Origin of the sequence: Sulfitobacter aquimarinus (assembly GCF_040149565.1) — a bacterium.
In the GTDB taxonomy this organism is placed as follows: domain Bacteria; phylum Pseudomonadota; class Alphaproteobacteria; order Rhodobacterales; family Rhodobacteraceae; genus Sulfitobacter; species Sulfitobacter aquimarinus.
Genome location: NZ_JBEFLO010000002.1, coordinates 42,335 through 61,760, shown reverse-complemented (window position 1 = coordinate 61,760; position 19,426 = coordinate 42,335). Strand labels below are relative to the sequence as shown.

The 19,426-nt window shown below is 57.9% G+C and carries 18 protein-coding genes; 9 read left to right on the top strand and 9 right to left on the bottom strand.

Annotated elements, in window-relative coordinates:
• Window positions 1-33: 33 nt before the first annotated feature.
• The 5 genes from ABMC88_RS04380 to ABMC88_RS04360 all read left to right on the top strand — a co-directional run bounded on the left by ABMC88_RS04380 (window position 34) and on the right by ABMC88_RS04360 (window position 4,447).
• Window positions 34-702: a 2OG-Fe(II) oxygenase family protein gene (locus ABMC88_RS04380; RefSeq protein WP_349575626.1), complete on the top strand. Its 669-nt coding sequence runs from the start codon at window positions 34-36 to the stop codon at window positions 700-702.
• Window positions 703-896: 194 nt separating this feature from the next.
• Window positions 897-2,507: an FAD-dependent oxidoreductase gene (locus ABMC88_RS04375; RefSeq protein WP_349575625.1), complete on the top strand. Its 1,611-nt coding sequence runs from the start codon at window positions 897-899 to the stop codon at window positions 2,505-2,507.
• A 217-nt stretch (window positions 2,508-2,724) separates the two neighbouring features.
• Window positions 2,725-2,817, top strand: a complete 93-nt coding sequence (locus tag ABMC88_RS04370) for a GNAT family N-acetyltransferase (RefSeq protein ID WP_349575624.1) — start codon at window positions 2,725-2,727, stop codon at window positions 2,815-2,817.
• A 920-nt stretch (window positions 2,818-3,737) separates the two neighbouring features.
• Window positions 3,738-3,998 carry a hypothetical protein gene (locus ABMC88_RS04365; RefSeq protein ID WP_349575623.1) on the top strand — a complete coding sequence of 87 codons (261 nt, stop codon included), beginning with the start codon at window positions 3,738-3,740 and terminating at the stop codon, window positions 3,996-3,998.
• Between the two features lie 71 nt (window positions 3,999-4,069).
• The gene (locus ABMC88_RS04360; RefSeq protein WP_349575622.1) at window positions 4,070-4,447 is read left to right on the top strand and encodes a hypothetical protein; all 378 of its coding nucleotides are present in this window, start codon (window positions 4,070-4,072) and stop codon (window positions 4,445-4,447) included.
• A 349-nt stretch (window positions 4,448-4,796) separates the two neighbouring features.
• Here ABMC88_RS04360 and ABMC88_RS04355 read toward each other — a convergent pair whose 3' ends face one another.
• Window positions 4,797-6,419 carry a thiamine pyrophosphate-binding protein gene (locus tag ABMC88_RS04355; RefSeq protein WP_349575621.1) on the bottom strand — a complete coding sequence of 541 codons (1,623 nt, stop codon included), beginning with the start codon at window positions 6,417-6,419 and terminating at the stop codon, window positions 4,797-4,799.
• A 145-nt stretch (window positions 6,420-6,564) separates the two neighbouring features.
• On the opposite strand from ABMC88_RS04355, the gene ABMC88_RS04350 reads away from it, so the two are divergent.
• The 3 genes from ABMC88_RS04350 (at window position 6,565) to ABMC88_RS04340 (ending at window position 8,804) form a co-directional block, all read left to right on the top strand.
• Complete coding sequence (locus ABMC88_RS04350; RefSeq protein ID WP_349575620.1) at window positions 6,565-7,026, top strand: Lrp/AsnC family transcriptional regulator; 462 nt, start codon at window positions 6,565-6,567, stop codon at window positions 7,024-7,026.
• A 187-nt stretch (window positions 7,027-7,213) separates the two neighbouring features.
• Window positions 7,214-7,813 (top strand): TetR/AcrR family transcriptional regulator, encoded by a 600-nt coding sequence (locus ABMC88_RS04345; RefSeq protein WP_349575619.1) that lies wholly within the window; start codon window positions 7,214-7,216, stop codon window positions 7,811-7,813.
• A gap of 10 nt (window positions 7,814-7,823) precedes the next feature.
• Window positions 7,824-8,804, top strand: coding sequence for a zinc-binding dehydrogenase (locus ABMC88_RS04340; RefSeq protein ID WP_349575618.1), 981 nt, complete (start codon window positions 7,824-7,826; stop codon window positions 8,802-8,804).
• Between the two features lie 211 nt (window positions 8,805-9,015).
• Here the strand turns inward: ABMC88_RS04340 and ABMC88_RS04335 are convergent, their stop codons facing one another.
• The 3 genes from ABMC88_RS04335 to ABMC88_RS04325 are packed head-to-tail and all read right to left on the bottom strand — an operon-like array spanning window position 9,016 to window position 11,623.
• Window positions 9,016-9,618: an SDR family oxidoreductase gene (locus tag ABMC88_RS04335; RefSeq protein WP_349575617.1), complete on the bottom strand. Its 603-nt coding sequence runs from the start codon at window positions 9,616-9,618 to the stop codon at window positions 9,016-9,018.
• A gap of 14 nt (window positions 9,619-9,632) precedes the next feature.
• Window positions 9,633-10,250 carry a glutathione S-transferase family protein gene (locus ABMC88_RS04330; protein WP_349575616.1) on the bottom strand — a complete coding sequence of 206 codons (618 nt, stop codon included), beginning with the start codon at window positions 10,248-10,250 and terminating at the stop codon, window positions 9,633-9,635.
• Window positions 10,247-11,623 (bottom strand): NAD-dependent succinate-semialdehyde dehydrogenase, encoded by a 1,377-nt coding sequence (locus ABMC88_RS04325; RefSeq protein ID WP_349575615.1) that lies wholly within the window; start codon window positions 11,621-11,623, stop codon window positions 10,247-10,249. Before ABMC88_RS04325 ends, ABMC88_RS04330 begins: the two co-directional genes overlap by 4 nt.
• A gap of 305 nt (window positions 11,624-11,928) precedes the next feature.
• On the opposite strand from ABMC88_RS04325, the gene ABMC88_RS04320 reads away from it, so the two are divergent.
• Complete coding sequence (locus tag ABMC88_RS04320; protein WP_349575614.1) at window positions 11,929-14,088, top strand: M10 family metallopeptidase C-terminal domain-containing protein; 2,160 nt, start codon at window positions 11,929-11,931, stop codon at window positions 14,086-14,088.
• Between the two features lie 65 nt (window positions 14,089-14,153).
• Here ABMC88_RS04320 and ABMC88_RS04315 read toward each other — a convergent pair whose 3' ends face one another.
• From ABMC88_RS04315 to uxaC, 5 genes are all read right to left on the bottom strand, one after another.
• Entirely contained in the window at window positions 14,154-14,624 is a 471-nt protein-coding gene (locus tag ABMC88_RS04315; RefSeq protein ID WP_349575613.1) for a MaoC family dehydratase, read from the bottom strand.
• A 216-nt stretch (window positions 14,625-14,840) separates the two neighbouring features.
• Window positions 14,841-15,269 carry a phasin family protein gene (locus ABMC88_RS04310; protein ID WP_349575612.1) on the bottom strand — a complete coding sequence of 143 codons (429 nt, stop codon included), beginning with the start codon at window positions 15,267-15,269 and terminating at the stop codon, window positions 14,841-14,843.
• A gap of 151 nt (window positions 15,270-15,420) precedes the next feature.
• Entirely contained in the window at window positions 15,421-16,596 is a 1,176-nt protein-coding gene (uxuA, locus tag ABMC88_RS04305) for a mannonate dehydratase (RefSeq protein ID WP_349575611.1), read from the bottom strand.
• Entirely contained in the window at window positions 16,593-18,002 is a 1,410-nt protein-coding gene (locus ABMC88_RS04300; RefSeq protein WP_349575610.1) for a mannitol dehydrogenase family protein, read from the bottom strand. Before ABMC88_RS04300 ends, uxuA begins: the two co-directional genes overlap by 4 nt.
• A gap of 17 nt (window positions 18,003-18,019) precedes the next feature.
• Complete coding sequence (gene uxaC, locus ABMC88_RS04295; protein WP_349575609.1) at window positions 18,020-19,423, bottom strand: glucuronate isomerase; 1,404 nt, start codon at window positions 19,421-19,423, stop codon at window positions 18,020-18,022.
• Window positions 19,424-19,426 lie beyond the last annotated feature (3 nt).

Below are 19,426 nucleotides of genomic sequence, written 5' to 3'. Positions count from 1 at the left end.
CAAGCTTGGGCAGACCCGACAGCCGAAGGAGCGGTGAAAGATCTTTGGAAAGAAGTATTCCCTGGCGTCTATCGCGCCCAATTTTTTGATGTTGAACGCCTGACCGCCCTGCGTGAATACCTTGACGGCGTGGCTGATGCGGACATCCCGTTGCGCCCCCCTTACGGGATCGTGTTGAACCGCGGTGGTGCTATGCTTGACCCTGGCTCCGAAGGGTATCTTGCCGCGCCCGGGTTTCAAGGCTTCTACCGCGAGATGATGGACACCTACATGCGGCCCGTGTCTCGTCTGCTGTTTCCTGACGTTGTGGGCTATGACACACAGACATTCGGATTCTCTATCCGGTGGCAAGCCAGCAAGGATACATCCCTGCGCCCCCATTCTGATGCCTCTGCGGTGACATTGAACATCAACCTGAACCTGCCCGGCGAAGGCTATTCCGGCTCTGCCGTCAGCTTTATTGATCCGGTTTCACGCAGAGTCGAAAAGCTGACCTTTGAACCCGGTACCGCCCTGATCCACCACGGCAGCGTCCCGCACGCCTCCGAGCCGATTACTGAGGGCGAACGCTATAACTTTATTCTGTGGCTGTATGGTCAACACGGACAAGTCCCACAAAGCGGCACTCAGGCACCCCAGATCCCGGCCAAGGACAGGTGGTCGGTGCCAGTTGAAAAATCTGACAACTTCGCTCCATTCTAAGGCTGGGACGGCCCTAAGGAAAACTACACATTCGGGCGGTGCAGGCCTCCCGAATGTGCGAGGGCATTAACTTGCGGCACATTTGTAATATATGATGCATTAGCGTCTGTGCATCCTGCGTCTATTCTGACCAAAGGACCTGCGACCTGCGAACCGCGAAGAGCAACCAACGATCAGCGAAAAGGACGCCGAGCATGGAAAGCTTTGCCAACGATCTTAACCAAATGCAGCGGACGCCCTTACATGCGCACCATGTCGAAGCGCTGCGAGAGGTTGGAACCATACGGACTTATGCCGCGGGCGACACGATCATTCGACCCGGTGAGCCGATGGAGGAACTCCTATATATTGAAAGCGGTGAGATAGAGGTTGTGCATCCGATTACGCAGGATCGTACAATCGCGGCGACGATGGGGCCATCTCAATTTACCGGTGAAATTGGAACTCTTTCAGGTGCGGTATCAATGATCCAAATGAGGGCGTGTGAAGCCTCGACAGTGATCGTGGTCCAGAGCACAGACCTGATTAAACTGATGTCCCGCATCCCCGAGATGAGCGATATCATTCTGACTGTCTTTGCCGCCAGACGCCGCGGGAACGTCGAGCATGGACAAACCGAGCTCAAATTGATCGGCGCGGATGTTGATAAGGATATTCAGAAGATCGCCATCTTTGCACAGCGCAACCGGATCGCGGCGCAAATGATTGATCTTGAAAGCGCCGAAGCTGACGCGGAACGCACAAGCTGTGATTTGCAGGGCTGTGGTCCTGCGGTGATTTTCGGCGGTAAGGTGATCGACAGTCCGACCCCGGAAAAACTCGCACGGACCTTGGGGCTTGAGCTGGTGATCCCGAACGACGAAGTGGTCGATGTCCTGATTGTCGGGGGCGGGCCCGCGGGCGTGGCTGCGGGGGTCTATGCCGGTGCTGAAGGGATGACCGCAATCGTCGCCGAAGATCTTGCCATCGGCGGGCAGGCTGGCACCTCCAGCCGGATCGAAAACTACATGGGGTTTCCGACAGGCATTTCTGGTGGTGATCTTGTGTGGCGCGGTGAGGTTCAAGCAATGAAGTTCGGCACCCGCTTTGCAATGCCATTGAGGATCGAGGCGCTGGCCTGTCGCGACGACTGCTTTTACGCAACCTGTTCAAACGGGCGCGTCTTGTGTGCGCGCTCCATTGTCGTGGCGACAGGTGTTCAGTATCGCAAGCTGCCAATCCCGCGATTGGAGGAGTTCGAGGGCGTCGGCGTCTACTATGCCGCCACAGAGATGGAATCGCGGTTCTGTCGCAACTCCGAAGCCATCGTTGTGGGCGGCGGCAATTCTGCTGGCCAAGCGGCCATGTTCCTCAGCCGCGCGGCGGCGCATGTGCATCTGCTGGTGCGCTCCGGCAGCCTTGCCGCGTCTATGTCGGATTATCTGTCGTCGCGCCTTGAGGCCGACCCAAGGATCACGATCCACTACCAAAGCGAAATTGCCGAACTGCATGGCGACGACAGGCTATCCGCCGTGACAGTGAAAAACAAAGCCGACGGCACGCAACATCGCTATGACAGCCGCGCGGTTTTCATCATGGCGGGGGCTGCGCCCAATACTGATTGGCTGGCCGGACATGCTGCGCTGGACGATAAGGGCTTCGTTCTAACAGGAACCGAAAACGGTGGCCGGTCGCCATTCGAAACATCGACCCACGGGATATTTGCGGTAGGCGATGTGCGGGCAGGTTCGGTCAAGCGCGTGGCTTCATCGGTAGGCGAAGGGTCGGTTGTAATGAGTGCGGTCTGGAGTCATTTGAACCGATAAACCCCAGACCGGGATTTGACGGAGTTCCTCATGCAAGTAGATTTTGAAGACGGCAGGACAAGCGGGCGCTATATCATCCGCACCAAGGGCGGCGAGGCCGTGTCGACGTTCTCCAAGCTTGGGGAATAGATCGTCATCATCGACCACACCAAAGTGGACGACGCCCTGCGTGGCCTCGGGTACGCAGAGGTGCTGATGGAACGTCATTGTCACTGACATGCACGCACAAGGCAAAAGGATCGTGCCACTATGCCCGTTCGCCGCTTCTCAGTCTCGTAAACACCCCGAATGGGCTGACGTGCTAAATTAGGCTTCTATAGCGTAGAGAAACCTGAATCCTTTGGCGGACGCCTGCCTTGCCATGGAGAAACTGACGCAGATATATTTGTCCAAAAACCCTGACCCTTCGGCCTGAAGGTACCGACTCGAGCAGCCCGTAATTTTGCCAAGAGCGCACGGCGATGGACCCCGAACTCTTCTTCCATCGTCGCGGCAGTCAAAAAACGCTTGTGAAATTCTGCTGCATCAGAACTTGAGACGAGCGTTTGCTCATGGCCGCGGATCGGATGTAGGCGTATGCCCCCCAGCAAAAATCGCCTCAAACCATCCACTCCAAGAACTACGGGACGAGGGTACAGGTAAGGTCACGGTTTACGTCGACCCAGATAATATCACCTATGCCACTGTCTTGGTATTTGGTCACCCTGATCCGATTCTAGATGAGCTTATGTGGACAGCCATGCGTGACCTGACACTCCCAGAATTTCTGGAAGTTGCCCTGCAGGCACGTAAGAAAACGCCGCAAGAAACTCGACTTATTGAAAGCCAACTCGCTCACACTCACCGAGAGCGGGAAGACCACATGAAAATTCTGGCGCCTGAGCGCAAGCTACCTCGCTGTTTCCTGACGTAGGCCGAGGCCAGTGCCAAGGCCCGTGTTATCCGCAGCGGACCCCAAGAGTCCCGCGCGGGAAAACCGATGGCGGGGACCATAACCGCTGGCGGCATTATGGATGCGGCACGGGACGTTTCGCCGGATCACGCAGCTGATCAGAACGATGCTTCCGATGGGCAAGACAATTCAGAACCAACGCGCTTTGCGCCTCCAAAAGATACGGGAAGACTCTCATGAGCTACATTCAGGAATAGACTTTCGCCGTAATCAAGACCCTCGAAGGGGTACACCATGATTTTGAAAGGGCAAAAGTGCTGCGGAGCGGGATGGAGTGGATGATCACTGACTATGCGGCAAAAAGTTCAACCGGAAAGCCGTTTGAGGCAAAAGGCCTGATTGTGACCGGGCCATCCAGGATCGGCAAATTGGGTGAAGTCGGAAGAATGCTTGAAGCCGTCAATGATGGCAGCACCATTATGCCCGATGGCCGCCCGGCAGTGATCGAGAAGGTAACATTAGATGGATCGCTGAGCTTCAAGGAACTCGGCAGGCGGACACTTAAAGATGGCCTTGGACACGGTAAAACGGGATCGTAAAAAATCTTAGGCCGTGCGAACCAGAGCGACGTCTGGGGGAAAGTGGTTTTCAGGCAAAAGAACAGGGTGTCGTGGGTGTTCACTTTGATGAATGCCAACATATCTTTTCCGGAAAGAGCGCGTCAGTTCGAAAAATTATTCTGGATAGCTTCAAATCGCTGCTGAAACGGACCGATTGGCCACTGATGTTGATCCTGTCCGGTGTAAATGAACTTACTGAATACGTTTCTGAGGAGGAGCAGCTTTCGTATCTTTTGTGGCTGGTTATCTTCGCTGAAATTCGACCCAATAATACCCTAGATATCAAAGAGATCCGTGGTCTGTGCCATCTATACGCTGGGAAAGCTGATGTCGGTTTCCCTGAAAAACTCTCTACCCCAGACTTCATGAAACGGCTGGCATTTTGTTCCGCAATTCGTTGGGGGGCTCTTGATCGAACTTGTCATTGACGCATTAAAAATTGCTCACTTCAATGATGCCGCGCCGATAGACGCTGAGCACTTTTGTAGAGCATTTACTGACCGAACAAGTTTTGCAGTGGGCCATTCACCCGTTTCGATTGAATGCTGCGAGGGAGCGTTCGATACGGACAGAATTTTGGATATAATCCGTCGTGCTGAGGTGGCAGAAAAATCGAAGGCGAACAAACGACCCCCCCGAAATAATGCTGCTACTCCACTCATGAATTCGAGCCCGTGCATTGCGCGGGCTTTTTTGTGTGATCAATTCATCGGTAACGGCATAATTTGCACACTTATGGACGAATTTTGCACTTTTATGAGCTCCTGACATTTATGATCAGATGCGCATCGCGGGAACATCTGCGGGGTCTAGACGAAGTTCAATCAAAAATGGGCCAGTGCGGTTTTCTAAAGCCTCTAGCGCCTGTTCAAGTTGATCCGTTGAACGCACTTCGAACCCCTGCCCGCCAAGGGATGTCGCAATTTCTGCGAAGGATGGCCACGAGAACTCTGTCAGGCTTGGATCCATCTTGCGATCGACAAACTGGATGTGCTCGGCCCCATACGCGGAATCGTTTGCGATGATCACGACAAGATCCAGCCCGAGACGCACGGCTGTGTTGAACTCATTAATCCCACCCATCATAAAGCCGCCATCACCGCTGAACAAAACGACGGGGCGATCCGGTGCGCCAACGGCGGCGCCTACAGCCTCTTGCAGGCCCAACCCGATTGCTCCGAAATTTACGGAGCTCACGAAACTCTGTGGATCAGGGACAGAAAGGCGGCACCAGACCTCGGTCATGAATCTGCCCCCATCGGTGACCAAAACGCGGTTCTTGGGCAAGGCGTCTTCCAACCGCTCAAGCGTATCCACATAATTGACGAACCCGTCCGGTGCTTTGCCTGATCCCGCGACATGCGCGGTGAGCGTGGGCGTATCCAACTCACGGGTGAACCCGCTTGCCGGGACCTCCGCCTCGTTCAACCAATACAAGATGGTATCAGCGGCCAGTCCCGCGTCCGCAACAAGCGCCGCGTCCGGGTGCAAGCCACCGCCAATTGCAGTTGGGTCCGTATCAATCTGGATGATGCGTTTGTCTTTCATCAGCTTGCCGCGATCGGTCGTGAAATCATGCAGCGCTGTGCCAAAGCAGACGATACAATCGGACTGCGCGATCAGATCGTACGCCGCGGGTGTGGAAAGCGTGCCGAAGATGTCGATGTTATAGGGGTGGTCGCGAAATAGGCCTTTGGCGCGCAAAGTCGTAGCAAGCGGCGCCTCCAATCTATCTGCCAGGCGCTCCAGCTGGTCGCGTGCGTGGATGGCACCACCCCCCGCCAAAATCAGCGGACGCCGCGCCGAAGCGATCATCCCGATCGCATTATCAAGGAGATCACCCTCGGCGACGCCGCCAGGTTTTGTGAAAACCTTAAGAACCTGCGCGGTATAATCCGCTTGCTGCCACATAAAATCCGCAGGCATGTTCAAGACAATCGGCCGACGCTCAACCTGCGCACGGTAGAACGCTTGCGCCACATCTTCCGCCACTGTTGCAGGCGTGCGAAGCTGCACAAACCCCGCGCCTGTGACTTTCACAAGTTCACGTTGTTCAATGCTTTGCAGGTGGCGCGGATTGTCTGCCGCTGTGTCCCCCGCCAGAAGAACCACAGGCGCTGCCCCTCGTGCGGCCTCGGTCAAAGCGGTCACACAATTGGACAGAGCGGGCCCGTGCGTCACGGTTGAAACGCCAACACCCCCCGAGACATGGGCATAAGCCGCCGCCATCAATATTGTGCTTCCTTCATGGGCCGCGGGGATGAACGCCCCCCCGCAGTCGCGCACAAAACTGTCCACCATGAACAGGTTGGCATCCCCCATCAGACCGAACATTTTTGTCGCCCCGTGATCATGAACGGCGCGGGCGATAGATTGATAGACATAGTTCTGAGAACGCATGGGGAGGGCCTTTTTCTTCGATTCACCAATCATGGTGGTTTCGAAGATGATAATTTCGTATACAAAGAAAAATGCGCCTAAGTTGGTCCGCGTCGGATTGAAATAGACGAATTTCACCGAAAAACCCAGCGAATGAGGTAAACTCTTGCTTGACGCTTACGAAAAACTGATCCTGAAAGAGCTTCAGCGCGACGGGCGGGCCAGCACGCAGGCGCTGTCCGATGCCGTGGGATTGTCGCCATCCCCATGCTGGAGACGTGTTAAACGTCTCGAAGAAGACGGCTTTATCACCCGCTATGCCGCTATCGTGGACGGGAAAAAGCTAGGACTGCGCGCACTGGCGCACATTCAGGTCTCTCTTGTTGATCACGATGCCTCATCGATCGATACGTTCCAGACCTTCATTGATAACAACGAACAAGTGCTGGAATGTTCTTCCATCACGGGAGACTTCGATTACATTCTGAAAGTCGCGGCCACAGATCCCGAAAGCCTGGAGCAATTCATCATGCAAAGCCTTCTGCGGCTGAAGGTTGTCCGAACGACAGCAACCACCTTTATCCTTAGGCAAATGAAAGTCTCCGGCGCGCTGCCTGTCGATATTTGAACACGCGCCACAGCAGACGTTCGAACAATCAGCAGCATTGGTCAAAACTGCACTTCCTGCTGCCGTCCGCTGCGGGCAGCGATAGACGCTCCATCTTATAGAAGAAAGTCCGCCAAGAACCAGCGCGAAGGTAACGAAGTCGCGACCAGCACTAGACGACCGGTCTATTATTAAATAGATGCCCTTTATGGACGAACAAACAAAATCCGACCGCAAGCGGCAACACATCCTCGACACGGGGCGGGACCTTGTGGTGAAACACGGGTTTGGCGGCGTGGGCATCGCCCGCTTGCTAAGCGAATGCAGTATCCCCAAAGGCTCGTTTTACTACTACTTTCCTTCCAAGGATGCATTCGGAGAGGCTCTGTTGGATGACTACGTGGCCGACTATCTCGACCGTTTCGACAGGCTGACCGAAGGTCCGGGCGAAGCATATGCAAAGCTCGAAAAATTCTGGTCCGCATGGCTGGCACAGGCAGGCACCGAAGGCATTGCAGGCCAGTGTTTGGTCGTCAAACTCGGGGCGGAAGTGGCCGACATCTCCCAGCCTATGCGGGTGATACTTGATGACGGTGTCACGGCCTTTGTCACCCGCATCGCCGCCCTGTTGCGCACGGGCGCTCTGGACGGGTCGTTGCCCGTGTTCGCTGACCCCGACAAAACTGCCCGAATGCTCTACGCAAAATGGCTCGGCGCGGCGATCCTCGCGAAGCTATCTTGCACTCAACTACCCCTTCAACAGGCACTGGCGGACACGCTGGACCTTCTGACTCACACGAAAACCTAAGGAATACACAATGAAAGCAGTTATCCACGACACATTCGGCGAACCCGCCGACGTGCTTAAAACATCGGACATCGCCAAACCCGCTCCCGAAGCAGGCGAGGTGCTGATCAAAATGACGCTCTCGCCGATCCACAACCACGATCTTTGGACGATCCGCGGCAACTACGGCTACAAGCCCGAACTGCCGGGCGCGATTGGCGGATCCGAGGCTTTGGGCACAGTCGAAAGCGTCGGCGATGGCGTCGACAGCGCGATGATCGGCAAACGCGTGACCATCGCAGGCATCCATGGCAGCTGGGCCGAATATTTCGTCGCCCCCGCAAGCGGCGTCCTGCCCCTGCCCGACGCAATCAACGACACCGCAGGTGCGCAGCTGATCGCCATGCCGTTCAGCGCGATTTCCCTGTTGGAAACTCTCAAGGCCAAAAAGGGCGACTGGATCATCCAGACTGCCGCAAACGGGGCCGTTGGCAAAATCATGGCGGTTCTGGCCAAGGCACGGGGCATCAACCTGTTGAACCTTGTGCGTCGTGATGATGCCGTGACCGAACTTGAGGCACTGGGGATGGACAACGTGCTATCGACATCGACCGATGGGTGGCAGGAAAAAGCCAGCGCTCTGATCGGCACATCGGGAGCTGTGTCCGCAATCGATTCCGTAGGCGGCGATATTTCCGCCGCTCTTGTCGATCTTCTGGGCCTCGACGGTGAGCTGGTGGTGTTTGGCACCGCAACCGGTGCGCCGATGCCGCTGTCCTCTGGCGCGCTGATTATGAAGCACATCACGGTCAAAGGATTTTGGGGGTCGCGTGTTAGCGGCGATATGAACCCTGAGGAGCGCAAGCGCCTGATCACAGAACTTGTGACGCTCGCGGCCACTGGTCAGTTGAAGCTCGAAGATGGTGGTGCTTTTGCTCTTGAGGATGCCACCAGTGCTATGAAAGCCGCGCTGACGCCGGGCCGTGCAGGCAAGGTGATGCTGCGCCCCTAACGGCGACGGCTTTTAACCTTAGCAGGGCCGTTGCATTGGATGTGGGTGTGACACCGCATTCAAGCGGCGGGCCTCGCGTTTGATCTTGGCTGATAACGGGCTCGGCCCACCTGATGGGGTGGGCTCGCAGCATCACCTGATCTGACTTGCCAGCCCCGCTTCTTTTATAAAGGTGGGGGCTGGCAGGTCGTTTACTTAAACGGAATTACAGTCAGGCGGACTGCATATTCAGCGCTTTGCCATCGAGATTTCCAGTCGTCGCTGCGGTGGCCAGAACCTGCGCCACGTCCGTGCGGCTGGCCTTGGCGGAGGTATCCACCTCGCTTCCCAAAATCACATCCGCGCTGCGCCCGTCATCTGTCAGGGAAACAGGGCGCAGGATTGCATGGGTAAGGCTTGAAGCCTTCAGATGCTCGTCCGCGTCATGTTTGGCTTTCAGGTAATGCGCCAAGTCTCCGGTGGGATTGGCTTGGTCCGCGCCAATGGTGCTGAGCATCACGAAACGATCAGCACCGGATTCCTCGGCCAAGTCAACCAGACGGATCGCGCCGTCGCGGTCCACCTTGTCGGTCATTTCTGGGCCGGTGGAGCCACCAGACCCCGCTGCAAAAATCACCACATCGGCGCCGTCGCATACCCCTGACTGCAAATCGGTCAAATCCGCCTGACGCAGATGTGTCCCTTCGGGGAGGTGACTGGTGTCAGAACTTTCGCGCACCAATGCTGTCACATTATGCCCTTGGTCCACGACCTGTTGGGTCAGGATGCGGCCGGTTTTGCCAGTGGCGCCAGCGATTAAGATATTCAGTGTCATGTCATTTCCTTTTTTCATTGCGCAGGTGGGGCCATCGGGCCCACAGCCTGCATCGCAGCGCGGTAGCCTGGCTGCTGTTGTAGTGTGTCCCAGTAGGTCGCGATTGTGGGATGGTCGCCCAACAGATCGAACCGCGCCAACAGGGCGATGATGTAGGACAGCTGGATGTCGGCGAGCATTGCGCGATCGCCAAACAGCATCGACCCCTCCCCAATCAGCTGGGTGAGATAGTCGAGATGCACGCCCAAGGCGGTGCGCGCCTCTTCCGGCACAGGTTCGCCGCCAAACGCTGGCATAATTGCCTGCAAAGCCACCTCGGCAAAGGAGGCTTCCACATAGTCTAACACACCGTCATGTTGCCAGTACGCTGATGTGCCCTTGGGCGGGCAGTGGGTGCTGTCACCGTACTTTTCGACAATATAACGCAGGATGGTCGCTGATTCCGCGATCATGCGCCCTTCGTCTTCGATGACGGGTGACTTCCCCAAAGGATGCACCCGCTTCAATGGTTCAGGCGCGCCGAAATCGTCAGTGCGGTCATAATCGACCCTGTCGCAGGGCTGGCCGAGATCGGCCAGCAACCACAATACACGGGTCGCGCGGGAGTATTTGAGTGCATGCAATTTTATCATGGCAAAAAGATCGCCTTTGCGTTTGTGAACTCCTTCATGCCGAACCCGCCGTGTTCGCGCCCATAGCCTGAATCCTTGACGCCACCGAAGGGCATATTCGGATCTGCAGCACCAAAAGAGTTGATCCGCACCATGCCGGTGTCAAAGTGATCGCGGGCAAGTTTCAGCGCACGCTCTTCGTCTTTGCAGAAAATACCACCGCCCAGACCGTATCGGCTGTCGTTGGCGATGCGCATGGCGTCTTCGTCGTCCTTCGCCCGTATTACAGCCGCAACAGGACCAAAGATTTCGTCGTCATATGCAGGCATACCAGGCGTGACATCCCCCAGAACAGTGGCAGGGTAGTAGGCCCCAGTGCGATCGGGCGCGTCGCCCCCGCACAGCACCTTTGCGCCTTTGGCGACACTTTGGTCGACCTGGTCTTTCACGGTGTCGAACTGATCATCAGAGGACAGCGGCCCCAGCTGCGTGTCACCATCTGTAGGATCACCCAGCTTGATCGCCTTCATCTGCTCGACAAAGGCCGATACAAACGCGTCGTAGACCTTTTCGGTCACAACAAACCGCTTTGCCGAGACGCAGGTTTCGCCATTGTTATACAGACGCCCCATCACGGAATATTTGACCGCTGTTTCAATGTCCGCATCCTCCAAGACCAAATAGGCGTCGTTGGAGCCAAGCTCTAGCACGGTCTTCTTCAACGCCTTTGCTGCAACGCTGCCGATATGGCGGCCTGCGCCGTCGCTGCCGGTCATGGTGACGCCGCGCACAAGGCGGTGTTCGATCAGGTCGTCGCTGGTATCATGGTCAATCAATACGACCTGAAACAGATCTTCGGGCAGGCCTGCTTCGATACACAGTTCACGCAGGCGCAGGCCCGAGCCGGTGCAGATGCTGGCATGTTTCAGCACGCATCCGTTACCGGCCATCAGGTTCGCCGCCAGCACGCGGACCGGCTGATACAGCGGAAAGTTCCAAGGCTGGATCGAGTAGATCACGCCAATCGGCTGATAGCTCACGACACCGCGTGCGCCGTTTTTGCCGTGCTTGCGTTCCTCGTCCGCCAGAACATCGGGGCCGTTCTTGGCCGTGTATTCGAAAATTGCCGCGCAGATTTCCACTTCGGTCTTGCCGTCTTTGATCAGCTTACCGGTTTCGCGGGTCATCAGTTGCGCCAACTCATCAGAGTTTTCGCGCAGAACTTTTGCAATCCGAACGAGGTATTCGCCGCGTTCTTCATGGGTCTTGCCACGCCAGTCAAGAAACGCCTCATGCGCTGCTTCCAGCTTTTGAATGGCTTCGTCCTTGGTCATCAGATCGTAGGTTTCAATCCGGGCCCCTGTGGCGGGGTTCGTTGTCGTAATCGTCGGCATGATGTATCCTTCGAGAATGTAATCGTTACCTGAACAACACCGACCTCAGGCATCGGTTCCATTCACTGCGATAGGCAAGCGACACTCCCGCCTCTCCCTTCCGCCCCCCCCCGTCTTCACGCAGTCCTTTGTGGCGCAGCCATGGAACATGGCGGCCTCACCCGCCCGCCCCGTGCCAAGCTCAAGGTATTCTAAAAAGTGAACCGTGACGGTATTTCGGCCCATAATTGGCCCAGTGCCGTCATATTTTGACGCTACCAACATAATCTCTGCCTATTCTGGCTTCCTGCTCTGGAGTGAATTTTATGTGTATGTTTTGCGCGCCCCGACAATCCATCGACACCTGCCCGATCGCGACTTCAGCCCAAGCAAACCAGAGCTTTTCCGAAGGCGCAGATGCAGCCGACAACACAACAACGACCTACAGCATGGGGGTCGGCGACAGCTTTGACGGTACGCTGACCACAGGGGATCGCGATTGGGTCGAAATCTCCCTGACCGCTGGCGGCACATACGAAATCGCCCTGACCGGCCTGACCCTGAATGACCCCTATTTGCGTCTTCACGATGCAAGCGGCGCGCAGATTGCTTTTGACGATGACGGGGCGGGCGATCTGGATTCCCTGCTGAGCTTCACGGCCTCCAGCACAGGCAGCTACTATATCTCGGCGGGGGCATATAATGACGGAGGTGCGGGCACGTATTCGATCACAGTCGCGCAAGGGACACCGCCCTCTCCGGCTGCGGTCGGGACAATTACCGAAATGGCCACATATCTGACGGACGGATATTGGGGCGGCTCCGGCTACCAGTTCGACACGTCATCCAGCAACCAGATCACGGTAAATTTGACGGGTCTGAACGCAGATGGCACGCAACTGGCGCGGTGGGCGCTGGACGCGTGGGAGCTGGTCGCCGATCTGGAATTCGTCGAAGTCAGCAGCGGCGGAATTATCAGTTTTGACGACGATCAATCCGGCGCTTTTGCAGGCACAAACAGCATTATCAACGGCTACGCCCAGTCGGCCTACGTCAACGTTTCCACCGCTTGGGTGGATAGCTACGGGGTTGAGCTGAACAGCTATGCCTTCCAGACCTATATCCACGAGATCGGCCATGCCTTGGGGCTGGGACACCAAGGCGGGTACAACGGAAACGCGACCTATGGCACCGACGAAGATTTCCTGAACGATAGCTGGCAAATGTCCGTTATGTCGTATTTTTCGCAGACCGAAAACACCAGCATCAACGCGTCCCTTGCCCTGTCGATCATGCCGATGATGGTGGATGTCGTCGCGATTCAGGACCTGTATGGCGTGTCGGATGTGACGGCGGGCGATACAAATTGGGGCACCGGCACTTTTGGCACCTATCTGGACGATGTCTTTGATGCGGCCGCGGGCGGCACGGGCGGCAACAACTTTGATTCAAACTACGACGTGGCAGTGACGATCTTTGACCAAGGCGGCGTTGATACAATTGATCTGTCCTTCACAACCACAACCTCCAATCTCAACATGAACGCCGAGCGTTTCTCGGACGTGTTCGGCCTGATCGGGAACCTTGGCATCGCGACAGGCACCGTGATCGAAAACGCAGCATTGGGAAGTGCCGCAGACACCGTAACAGGGAACGAGGCCGCCAACTCGATTGAGGGGAATGGCGGGGATGACCTTTTGTCGGGGCTGGACGGGAACGACTCGCTTTTGGGGGCCGTGGGGAACGACACATTGAACGGGCAAGGTGGCGCCGATGATCTGATCGGTGGAGCGGGCGATGACAGTGTTTCGGGCGGCAGCGGCTATGACGATCTCATTGGCGGGGCGGGCCTTGATACCCTCAACGGCGGCAGCGGGAACGATTCCCTTGATGGGGGCGCGGACGCGGATCTGCTGCACGGGGTTGCAGGGTCAGACAACATTGCGGGCGGGGACGGCGACGACAGCATCCTTGGCGGGAACGGCTTTGACACAATCACCGGCGATGATGGCAATGACAGCATCAATTCGGGCTTGGGCCTTGATACCGTTTATGGCGGCAACGGCAATGACACGATTTTAGGCAACGCGGGCTCTGATCTGTTGTTTGGCGACGCACAAGATGACCACATCGAAGGACAAGGCGGCAACGACAGCGTCTACGGCGGCTCGGGGGCGGACAACCTGTTTGGCGGCTACAATAACGACACTCTTGACGGCGGAACAGGCAACGACACATTGTCGGGCGGCTTGGGCGCTGACAATTTTGTCTTTGCTGGCAGTTTTGGCAACGACATCGTCTTGGACTTCCTTGTTAATGTGGACGATGCCGACTTTTCGGGCGCTTCGGGGATTGGGTCCTTTGACGACTGGATCGCGGCCTCTGTGCAATCAGGCGCGGATGTGCTGACCAGCTTTGATAGCAACACCGTGACGTTCGAAAGCGTGCAACTGACGGCGTTCGACGCGGCCGACTTTATCTTCTAGCCTTTGGGCGACCGCCCCCGCGCGTCGGAATAGTTCGTGCGTCTGTTTTGCCGCTGACGATCCGCTTAAACGTCAGCCTCGGGCAGCAACAGGGCAAGGCTTTCGGCCAGCAAGGCTGGCCGCTTTGCACCCTCGATCTCCATCGTGTTTTCGGTTTTCATCAGGTATTGGCCGTTTTTCTTACGATCAAACCCGATCAGCTTGGCCTGTAGCCGCACCCGTGCCCCCACCGAAACAGGCGACAAAAACCGCACCTTATCAAGGCCATAGTTTACTGCAGCGGCGGTACCTTTCGGCACTACGCCAATCTCCATCGCCATGGCAGAAAGCAGTGACAGCGTCAGATAGCCGTGGGCCACTGGCCCGCCAAAGGGGCTCTCTTCCTTGGCGCGTTCCACATCGACGTGAATCCACTGCTGGTCGCCCGTGCAGTTGGCAAATTCATTCACGATCTCTTGGGTCACGGTCTGCCAGTCGGAGGTGCCAAGCGGCTCTCCCACCATCGCACTCATCTTCTCAAATGTCAGATCGGTCATGTTTCTCCCCTCTGGCCCATAGCAAACGGCACGCGCAATCCTGCAGTGCGATCCAATTCTACGCAAGGTGGCCCGCCCCAGCCGATAGCGATAGGCACGAACCCTGCCGCTTCGCATCCCTTGGACCAGCCCGGGTTCCAGATCATCCGCCCCCGGCTTTCCGAGCGGCACAAGCCCCGCGCCCGCCCATCAACCGCGACGCAGAGCATTGGGGATTTAGGATTTACCCTTCGGGCTCAGCTCTTCTACGCTATCCATCACGCGGCTTTTGATGACCTCGAATGTATCGGTGCTGCCGGTGCGCACGATCTCGGCCATTTCGGTGGTGGTCTTGACCGTGGCGTCAAACGTCTTTTTCGCCAGCTCGACAGAGTTGTTCATCGCGCCAACCGGATCCGACGCCGCGGACGAGGCATTTTGCACCGTGTCGGAAATATCAGCCAAGGTTTTCTCCAAAGCGCCCCGCTGCGCCTCCATCAGCGTTTGCGCACTGTTGGTGCTGACCTGAACCGCTTCTTGCAAGGCTTGCAGGTTCTTGCGGTGGGACTCCATCATGTCGTTCATATCAGGACCGGGGATGCTCATCGAGCTTCCGAAATCCTTGAACATATCCATGAAGGGGTTCGCGCTGTCTTTATCCGCCATCTGCGTCTCTCCTGATAAGGGCTGCCCATGCGGCAGCGGTACGTCATGCTAGGCGGGCAAACGGCGGTATGACAAGGGCAGAGTTTCCCACCATATGCCATCTGCCACAGCAGTATCCGGAAGAAACCACGAAACCATACGTAAGCGTATGTCACGCGCCCGCTTGCACCGCAGCAATCACGCCGCGCAGCTCCGCAAGCCCGCGCAACCGCCCGATCAGCGGATAGCCTGCTATCAGATCGCGGGCGTGATCGCTCAGCATGTGGTGGCCGTGGTCGGGGCGGAAAGCAATCTGTTGGTCGGCGCGGCCCGCCTGCGTGCGCTTGGCCTGTTCTGCCAACAGCACACGGATAAGGGCGACCATATCCGTATCACCGTCCAGATGGGCAGCCTCCTCGAACGAGCCATCGGGGTCTTTGCGCACGTTGCGCAGGTGGGCGAAATGAACACGGTCCGCCACCCGTGCTGCGATGGCAGGCACATCATTGGCAGGGTTCGCCCCTAACGAGCCCGAGCATAGCGTGATCCCGTTGACGGGGCTGTCATAGGCACCCAGCACCCAGTCGAGGTCATCACCGTTCGAAACGATGCGCGGCAAGCCCAGTATATCACGCGGTGGGTCGTCGGGGTGTACGCACATGCGCATTCCAAGCTCTTCGGCCGTGGGGATAATTTCATCAAGAAACCTTTTGTAGTTGGCCCGCAAGGCCGTGCGGTCGATCCCGTCATAGCGTGTCAACGCGCCGCGCAGGCCCGCGATGTCATACCGGTCAAATGCCCCTGGCATCCCCGCCATAACGGCGCCCAAAAGCGCGGCGCGATCGGCTTCGCTGACGTTTTGCGCCCATGCGGCCGCTTTGGTGACGACGTCTGCGGGATAGTCCTGCGTTGCGGCCTCGCGCCCTAGCATGTGGATTTCAAACGCGGCCATATGCACGGCCTCAAACCGCAGACAGGTCGCGCCACCTGCGACGGGGGCCGCCAAATTCGTGCGGGTCCAATCCAGCAAGGGCATAAAGTTATAGCAGATCACCTTGATCCCTTCCGCCGCCAGATTGGCCATGGATTGTCGGTAGGCTGCGAACAGCCCCGTCAGATCGCCCGTGCCGCGTTTAATATCCTCATGGATCGGCAGACTTTCCACCACCACCCAGTCAAAGCCGGCGGCCTTGACGCGGTTGTTGCGCTCGACAATGGCTTCCGCACTCCATACCCTGCCGTATGGTATTTCATGCAATGCGGTGACGATACCCCGCGCGCCCGTCTGCGCGACCTCGTCCAGCGTGATCTGGTCAAGATCACCGTACCAGCGCCAACTCTCGATCATGGTTGCATCTCCTGCATCGTGGCGCGGGCCCCTTTGGCCCACAAATGTTGTGCGATGTTTGTGATCGGTGTGCGCAGGGCTTTGGCCAATTCGGGGCTAAAGACCTCTTGCAGCGCCAGAAATCCCGCGACCATCTCGGCAGGCGTTTGGTGGGTTGTGGCGATATCAGTGAACCGTTCGGCCATCGGGTCGCGCACGTCAATCACGCCGCCTGCCTCGTCACGGCCAGCGGCGTAGCGCATCCAACCCGCCACAGCGAGCAAGATCATTGTCGAAGGGCGGCCGGCCTCCATATTCACCGCAAGTGTGTGCAGCAAGCGTTGCGGCAGCTTCTGGCTACCGTCCATCGCGATCTGCCATGTCTTGTGCTGGATCGCGGGGTTGGCAAAGCGTTCAAACAACGCATCCGCATATGTGTTCAGGTCAACCCCCGCGGGCGGGGTCACGGCGGGCAAAACCTCGGACCACAGCTGGCGCAGGTAGGTGGCGTAAACGGGGTCGGCCACGGTCTGCGCAATCGTGTCATGGCCCCCCAAATACCCCAGATAGGCCAGCGCCGAATGCGCCCCGTTGAGCATCCGCAGCTTCATATGCTCATGCGCGCTGACATCTGCGACCATCTGCGCCCCTGCCGCGGCCAAATCGGGGCGGGCATTGCCGACAAAGTCATCCTCGACCACCCATTGGCAGAACGGCTCGTGCAGGACGGGTGCGGCCTCGGCAAAGCCCAGCGCGGCAGAGATGCGGGTGATGTCGGAGGGCGTGGTGGCGGGGGTGATCCGGTCCACCATCGTCGCAGGAAAGCGGGCGTGGGCGGCGATCCAATCGGCCAGTGCAGGGTCAAGCCGCTGCGCCATGCCCAAGATAACATCGCGCACCAACGCACCATTGTCAGGCAGGTTATCACAGCTAAGCACTGTAAAAGGTGGCTCCCCCGCGGCGTGGCGCATCTGCAAGGCCCGCAGGATATATCCGGGGGCCGAGACAGGCATGGGATGCGCAAGATCATGAACGATGTCGGGATGCTCGAAATTCACAGCCCCCGTGGCGGGGTCGTGGCAATAGCCCTTTTCCGTCACGGTGAGCGAGACGATCTTTACCGCAGGATCAGCCATCGCGCGCAAGACAGCCGCAGGGTCTTCGGGTGCTACCAGCACCTCCGTGAGCACCTCAATATCGCGCATCGTCTCGCCCTCGGGCGCCATGGTCACGGCCGTGTAGGCCCAGTTGCGCGGCCGCAGGCTGTCGCGCACATCCGCGCTGCGCAAGGAGACACCGACAATCCCCCACTCCCCGCCAGAGGCCGCCATAGCATCCGCCACATAGATGCAGCCAAAAGCACGAAAGAACGCACCAAGGCCCAAATGCACAATGCCCGCCTTAGGCTTTTCTGTCGTTTCATCCATATAAATACCCCTTCCCGCTAAAGCCCGTAGGCCTGTTTGGCGAGGCGGTAGGACAGATCATGCGCCACATCGCCCGCATCGCTGCGCCCCAGACGGCCCGTGGCCACCAGCTCGGCCAGATAGGCGCAATCGACCCGCCGCGCCACATCGTGCCGCGCAGGGATCGAGCAGAAGGCGCGGGTGTCGTCGTTGAAGCCAACCGTGTTGTAGAACCCCGCCGTTTCGGTCGTCATGCGGCGGAACCGCATCATCCCTTCATAGCTGTCGTGAAACCACCACGGCGGCCCCAACCGCAACGCAGGGTACACCCCCGCCAGCGGCGCCAATTCGCGGGCATAGCTGCTTTCATCCAGCGTAAAGGCGATCACGCGAATGTCAGAGCGCCCGCCGACCGCGTTCAGCAAAGGCCGCAGCGCCTTCACGTAATCGGTACGGGCGGGAATATCATATCCTTTGTCACGGCCGAATTCCTGCATCACCTGCGCGTTGTGATTGCGGATCGAACCTGCGTGGATTTGCAGAACCAAGCCGTCGTCAATGCTCATCCGCGCCATTTCCGTCAGCATGTGGCCGCGAAAGCGGTCCGCTTCCTCGGGCGTGCAGCTGCCGTTGCGGGCTTTGCCATAGAGGGCTTCTGCCTCGGGCTGCGGCAAATCCTCGGTCCGTGCGGAGGGGTGGCCATGGTCGCTGGCTGTCGCTCCACCGACCTGTTTGAAATAGGCGCGGCGCGTGCGGTGGGCCGCCAGATACCCCTGCCACGTCGTCGTATCCTCGCCCGTGAGCTTGCCAAATTGCGCCAGATTGTCGGCAAAGCCTTCGAATTCGGGATCAATGACCGCATCGGGGCGGTAGGTGGTGATCACATTGCCACCCCAACCGCTGGCGCGGATCAGCTTGTGCCAGTGCAGATCGTCCAACGCGCTTTCCGTGGTCGAGAGCGCCTCGATTCCGAAGCGATCAAACAGGGCGCGTGGGCGGTAGGCGTCATCGGCCAGCCGCTCTGCGATGTGGTCATAGATCGCGTCGGCGGTGTCCGCGTTCAGATCATCGGTGACGCCAAAGACCTGCTGGAACGCGTGGTCCAGCCACAGCTGCGATGGCGTGGCGCGAAAGAGGTGATAGTTGGCCGCAAAGAGCCGCCAAATCTTGCGCGGATCGCCCTCCACCGCGCTGCCATCTGCCCGCGGCACGCCCAGATCCTGCAACGCGATCCCTTGGGAATGCAGCATTCGGAACACATAATGATCGGGTGTTACAAACAGCGCGGCAGGGTCGGAAAAGGCGGCATCCTCGGCGAACCAGCGCGGATCGGTGTGGCCATGCGGGCTGATGATGGGCAGGTCTCTCACCCCTTCATAAAGGTCGCGGGCAAGGCTGCGCACTGCGGGGTCGGTCGGGAATAATCTGTCGGGGTCCAGCATCGC

Bases quoted from the DNA above. Each gene is read 5' to 3' on its own strand.
- ABMC88_RS04375 (WP_349575625.1), top strand. From the start codon at position 897: ATGGAAAGCTTTGCCAACGATCTTAACCAAATGCAGCGGACGCCCTTA.
- ABMC88_RS04370 (WP_349575624.1), top strand. From the start codon at position 2,725: ATGCACGCACAAGGCAAAAGGATCGTGCCACTATGCCCGTTCGCCGCT.
- ABMC88_RS04365 (WP_349575623.1), top strand. From the start codon at position 3,738: ATGATCACTGACTATGCGGCAAAAAGTTCAACCGGAAAGCCGTTTGAG.
- ABMC88_RS04355 (WP_349575621.1), bottom strand. From the start codon at position 6,419: ATGCGTTCTCAGAACTATGTCTATCAATCTATCGCCCGCGCCGTTCAT.
- ABMC88_RS04345 (WP_349575619.1), top strand. From the start codon at position 7,214: ATGGACGAACAAACAAAATCCGACCGCAAGCGGCAACACATCCTCGAC.
- ABMC88_RS04340 (WP_349575618.1), top strand. From the start codon at position 7,824: ATGAAAGCAGTTATCCACGACACATTCGGCGAACCCGCCGACGTGCTT.
- ABMC88_RS04335 (WP_349575617.1), bottom strand. From the start codon at position 9,618: ATGACACTGAATATCTTAATCGCTGGCGCCACTGGCAAAACCGGCCGC.
- ABMC88_RS04330 (WP_349575616.1), bottom strand. From the start codon at position 10,250: ATGATAAAATTGCATGCACTCAAATACTCCCGCGCGACCCGTGTATTG.
- ABMC88_RS04325 (WP_349575615.1), bottom strand. From the start codon at position 11,623: ATGCCGACGATTACGACAACGAACCCCGCCACAGGGGCCCGGATTGAA.
- ABMC88_RS04320 (WP_349575614.1), top strand. From the start codon at position 11,929: ATGTGTATGTTTTGCGCGCCCCGACAATCCATCGACACCTGCCCGATC.
- ABMC88_RS04315 (WP_349575613.1), bottom strand. From the start codon at position 14,624: ATGACCGATCTGACATTTGAGAAGATGAGTGCGATGGTGGGAGAGCCG.
- ABMC88_RS04310 (WP_349575612.1), bottom strand. From the start codon at position 15,269: ATGGCGGATAAAGACAGCGCGAACCCCTTCATGGATATGTTCAAGGAT.
- uxuA (WP_349575611.1), bottom strand. From the start codon at position 16,596: ATGATCGAGAGTTGGCGCTGGTACGGTGATCTTGACCAGATCACGCTG.
- ABMC88_RS04300 (WP_349575610.1), bottom strand. From the start codon at position 18,002: ATGGATGAAACGACAGAAAAGCCTAAGGCGGGCATTGTGCATTTGGGC.
- uxaC (WP_349575609.1), bottom strand. From the start codon at position 19,423: ATGCTGGACCCCGACAGATTATTCCCGACCGACCCCGCAGTGCGCAGC.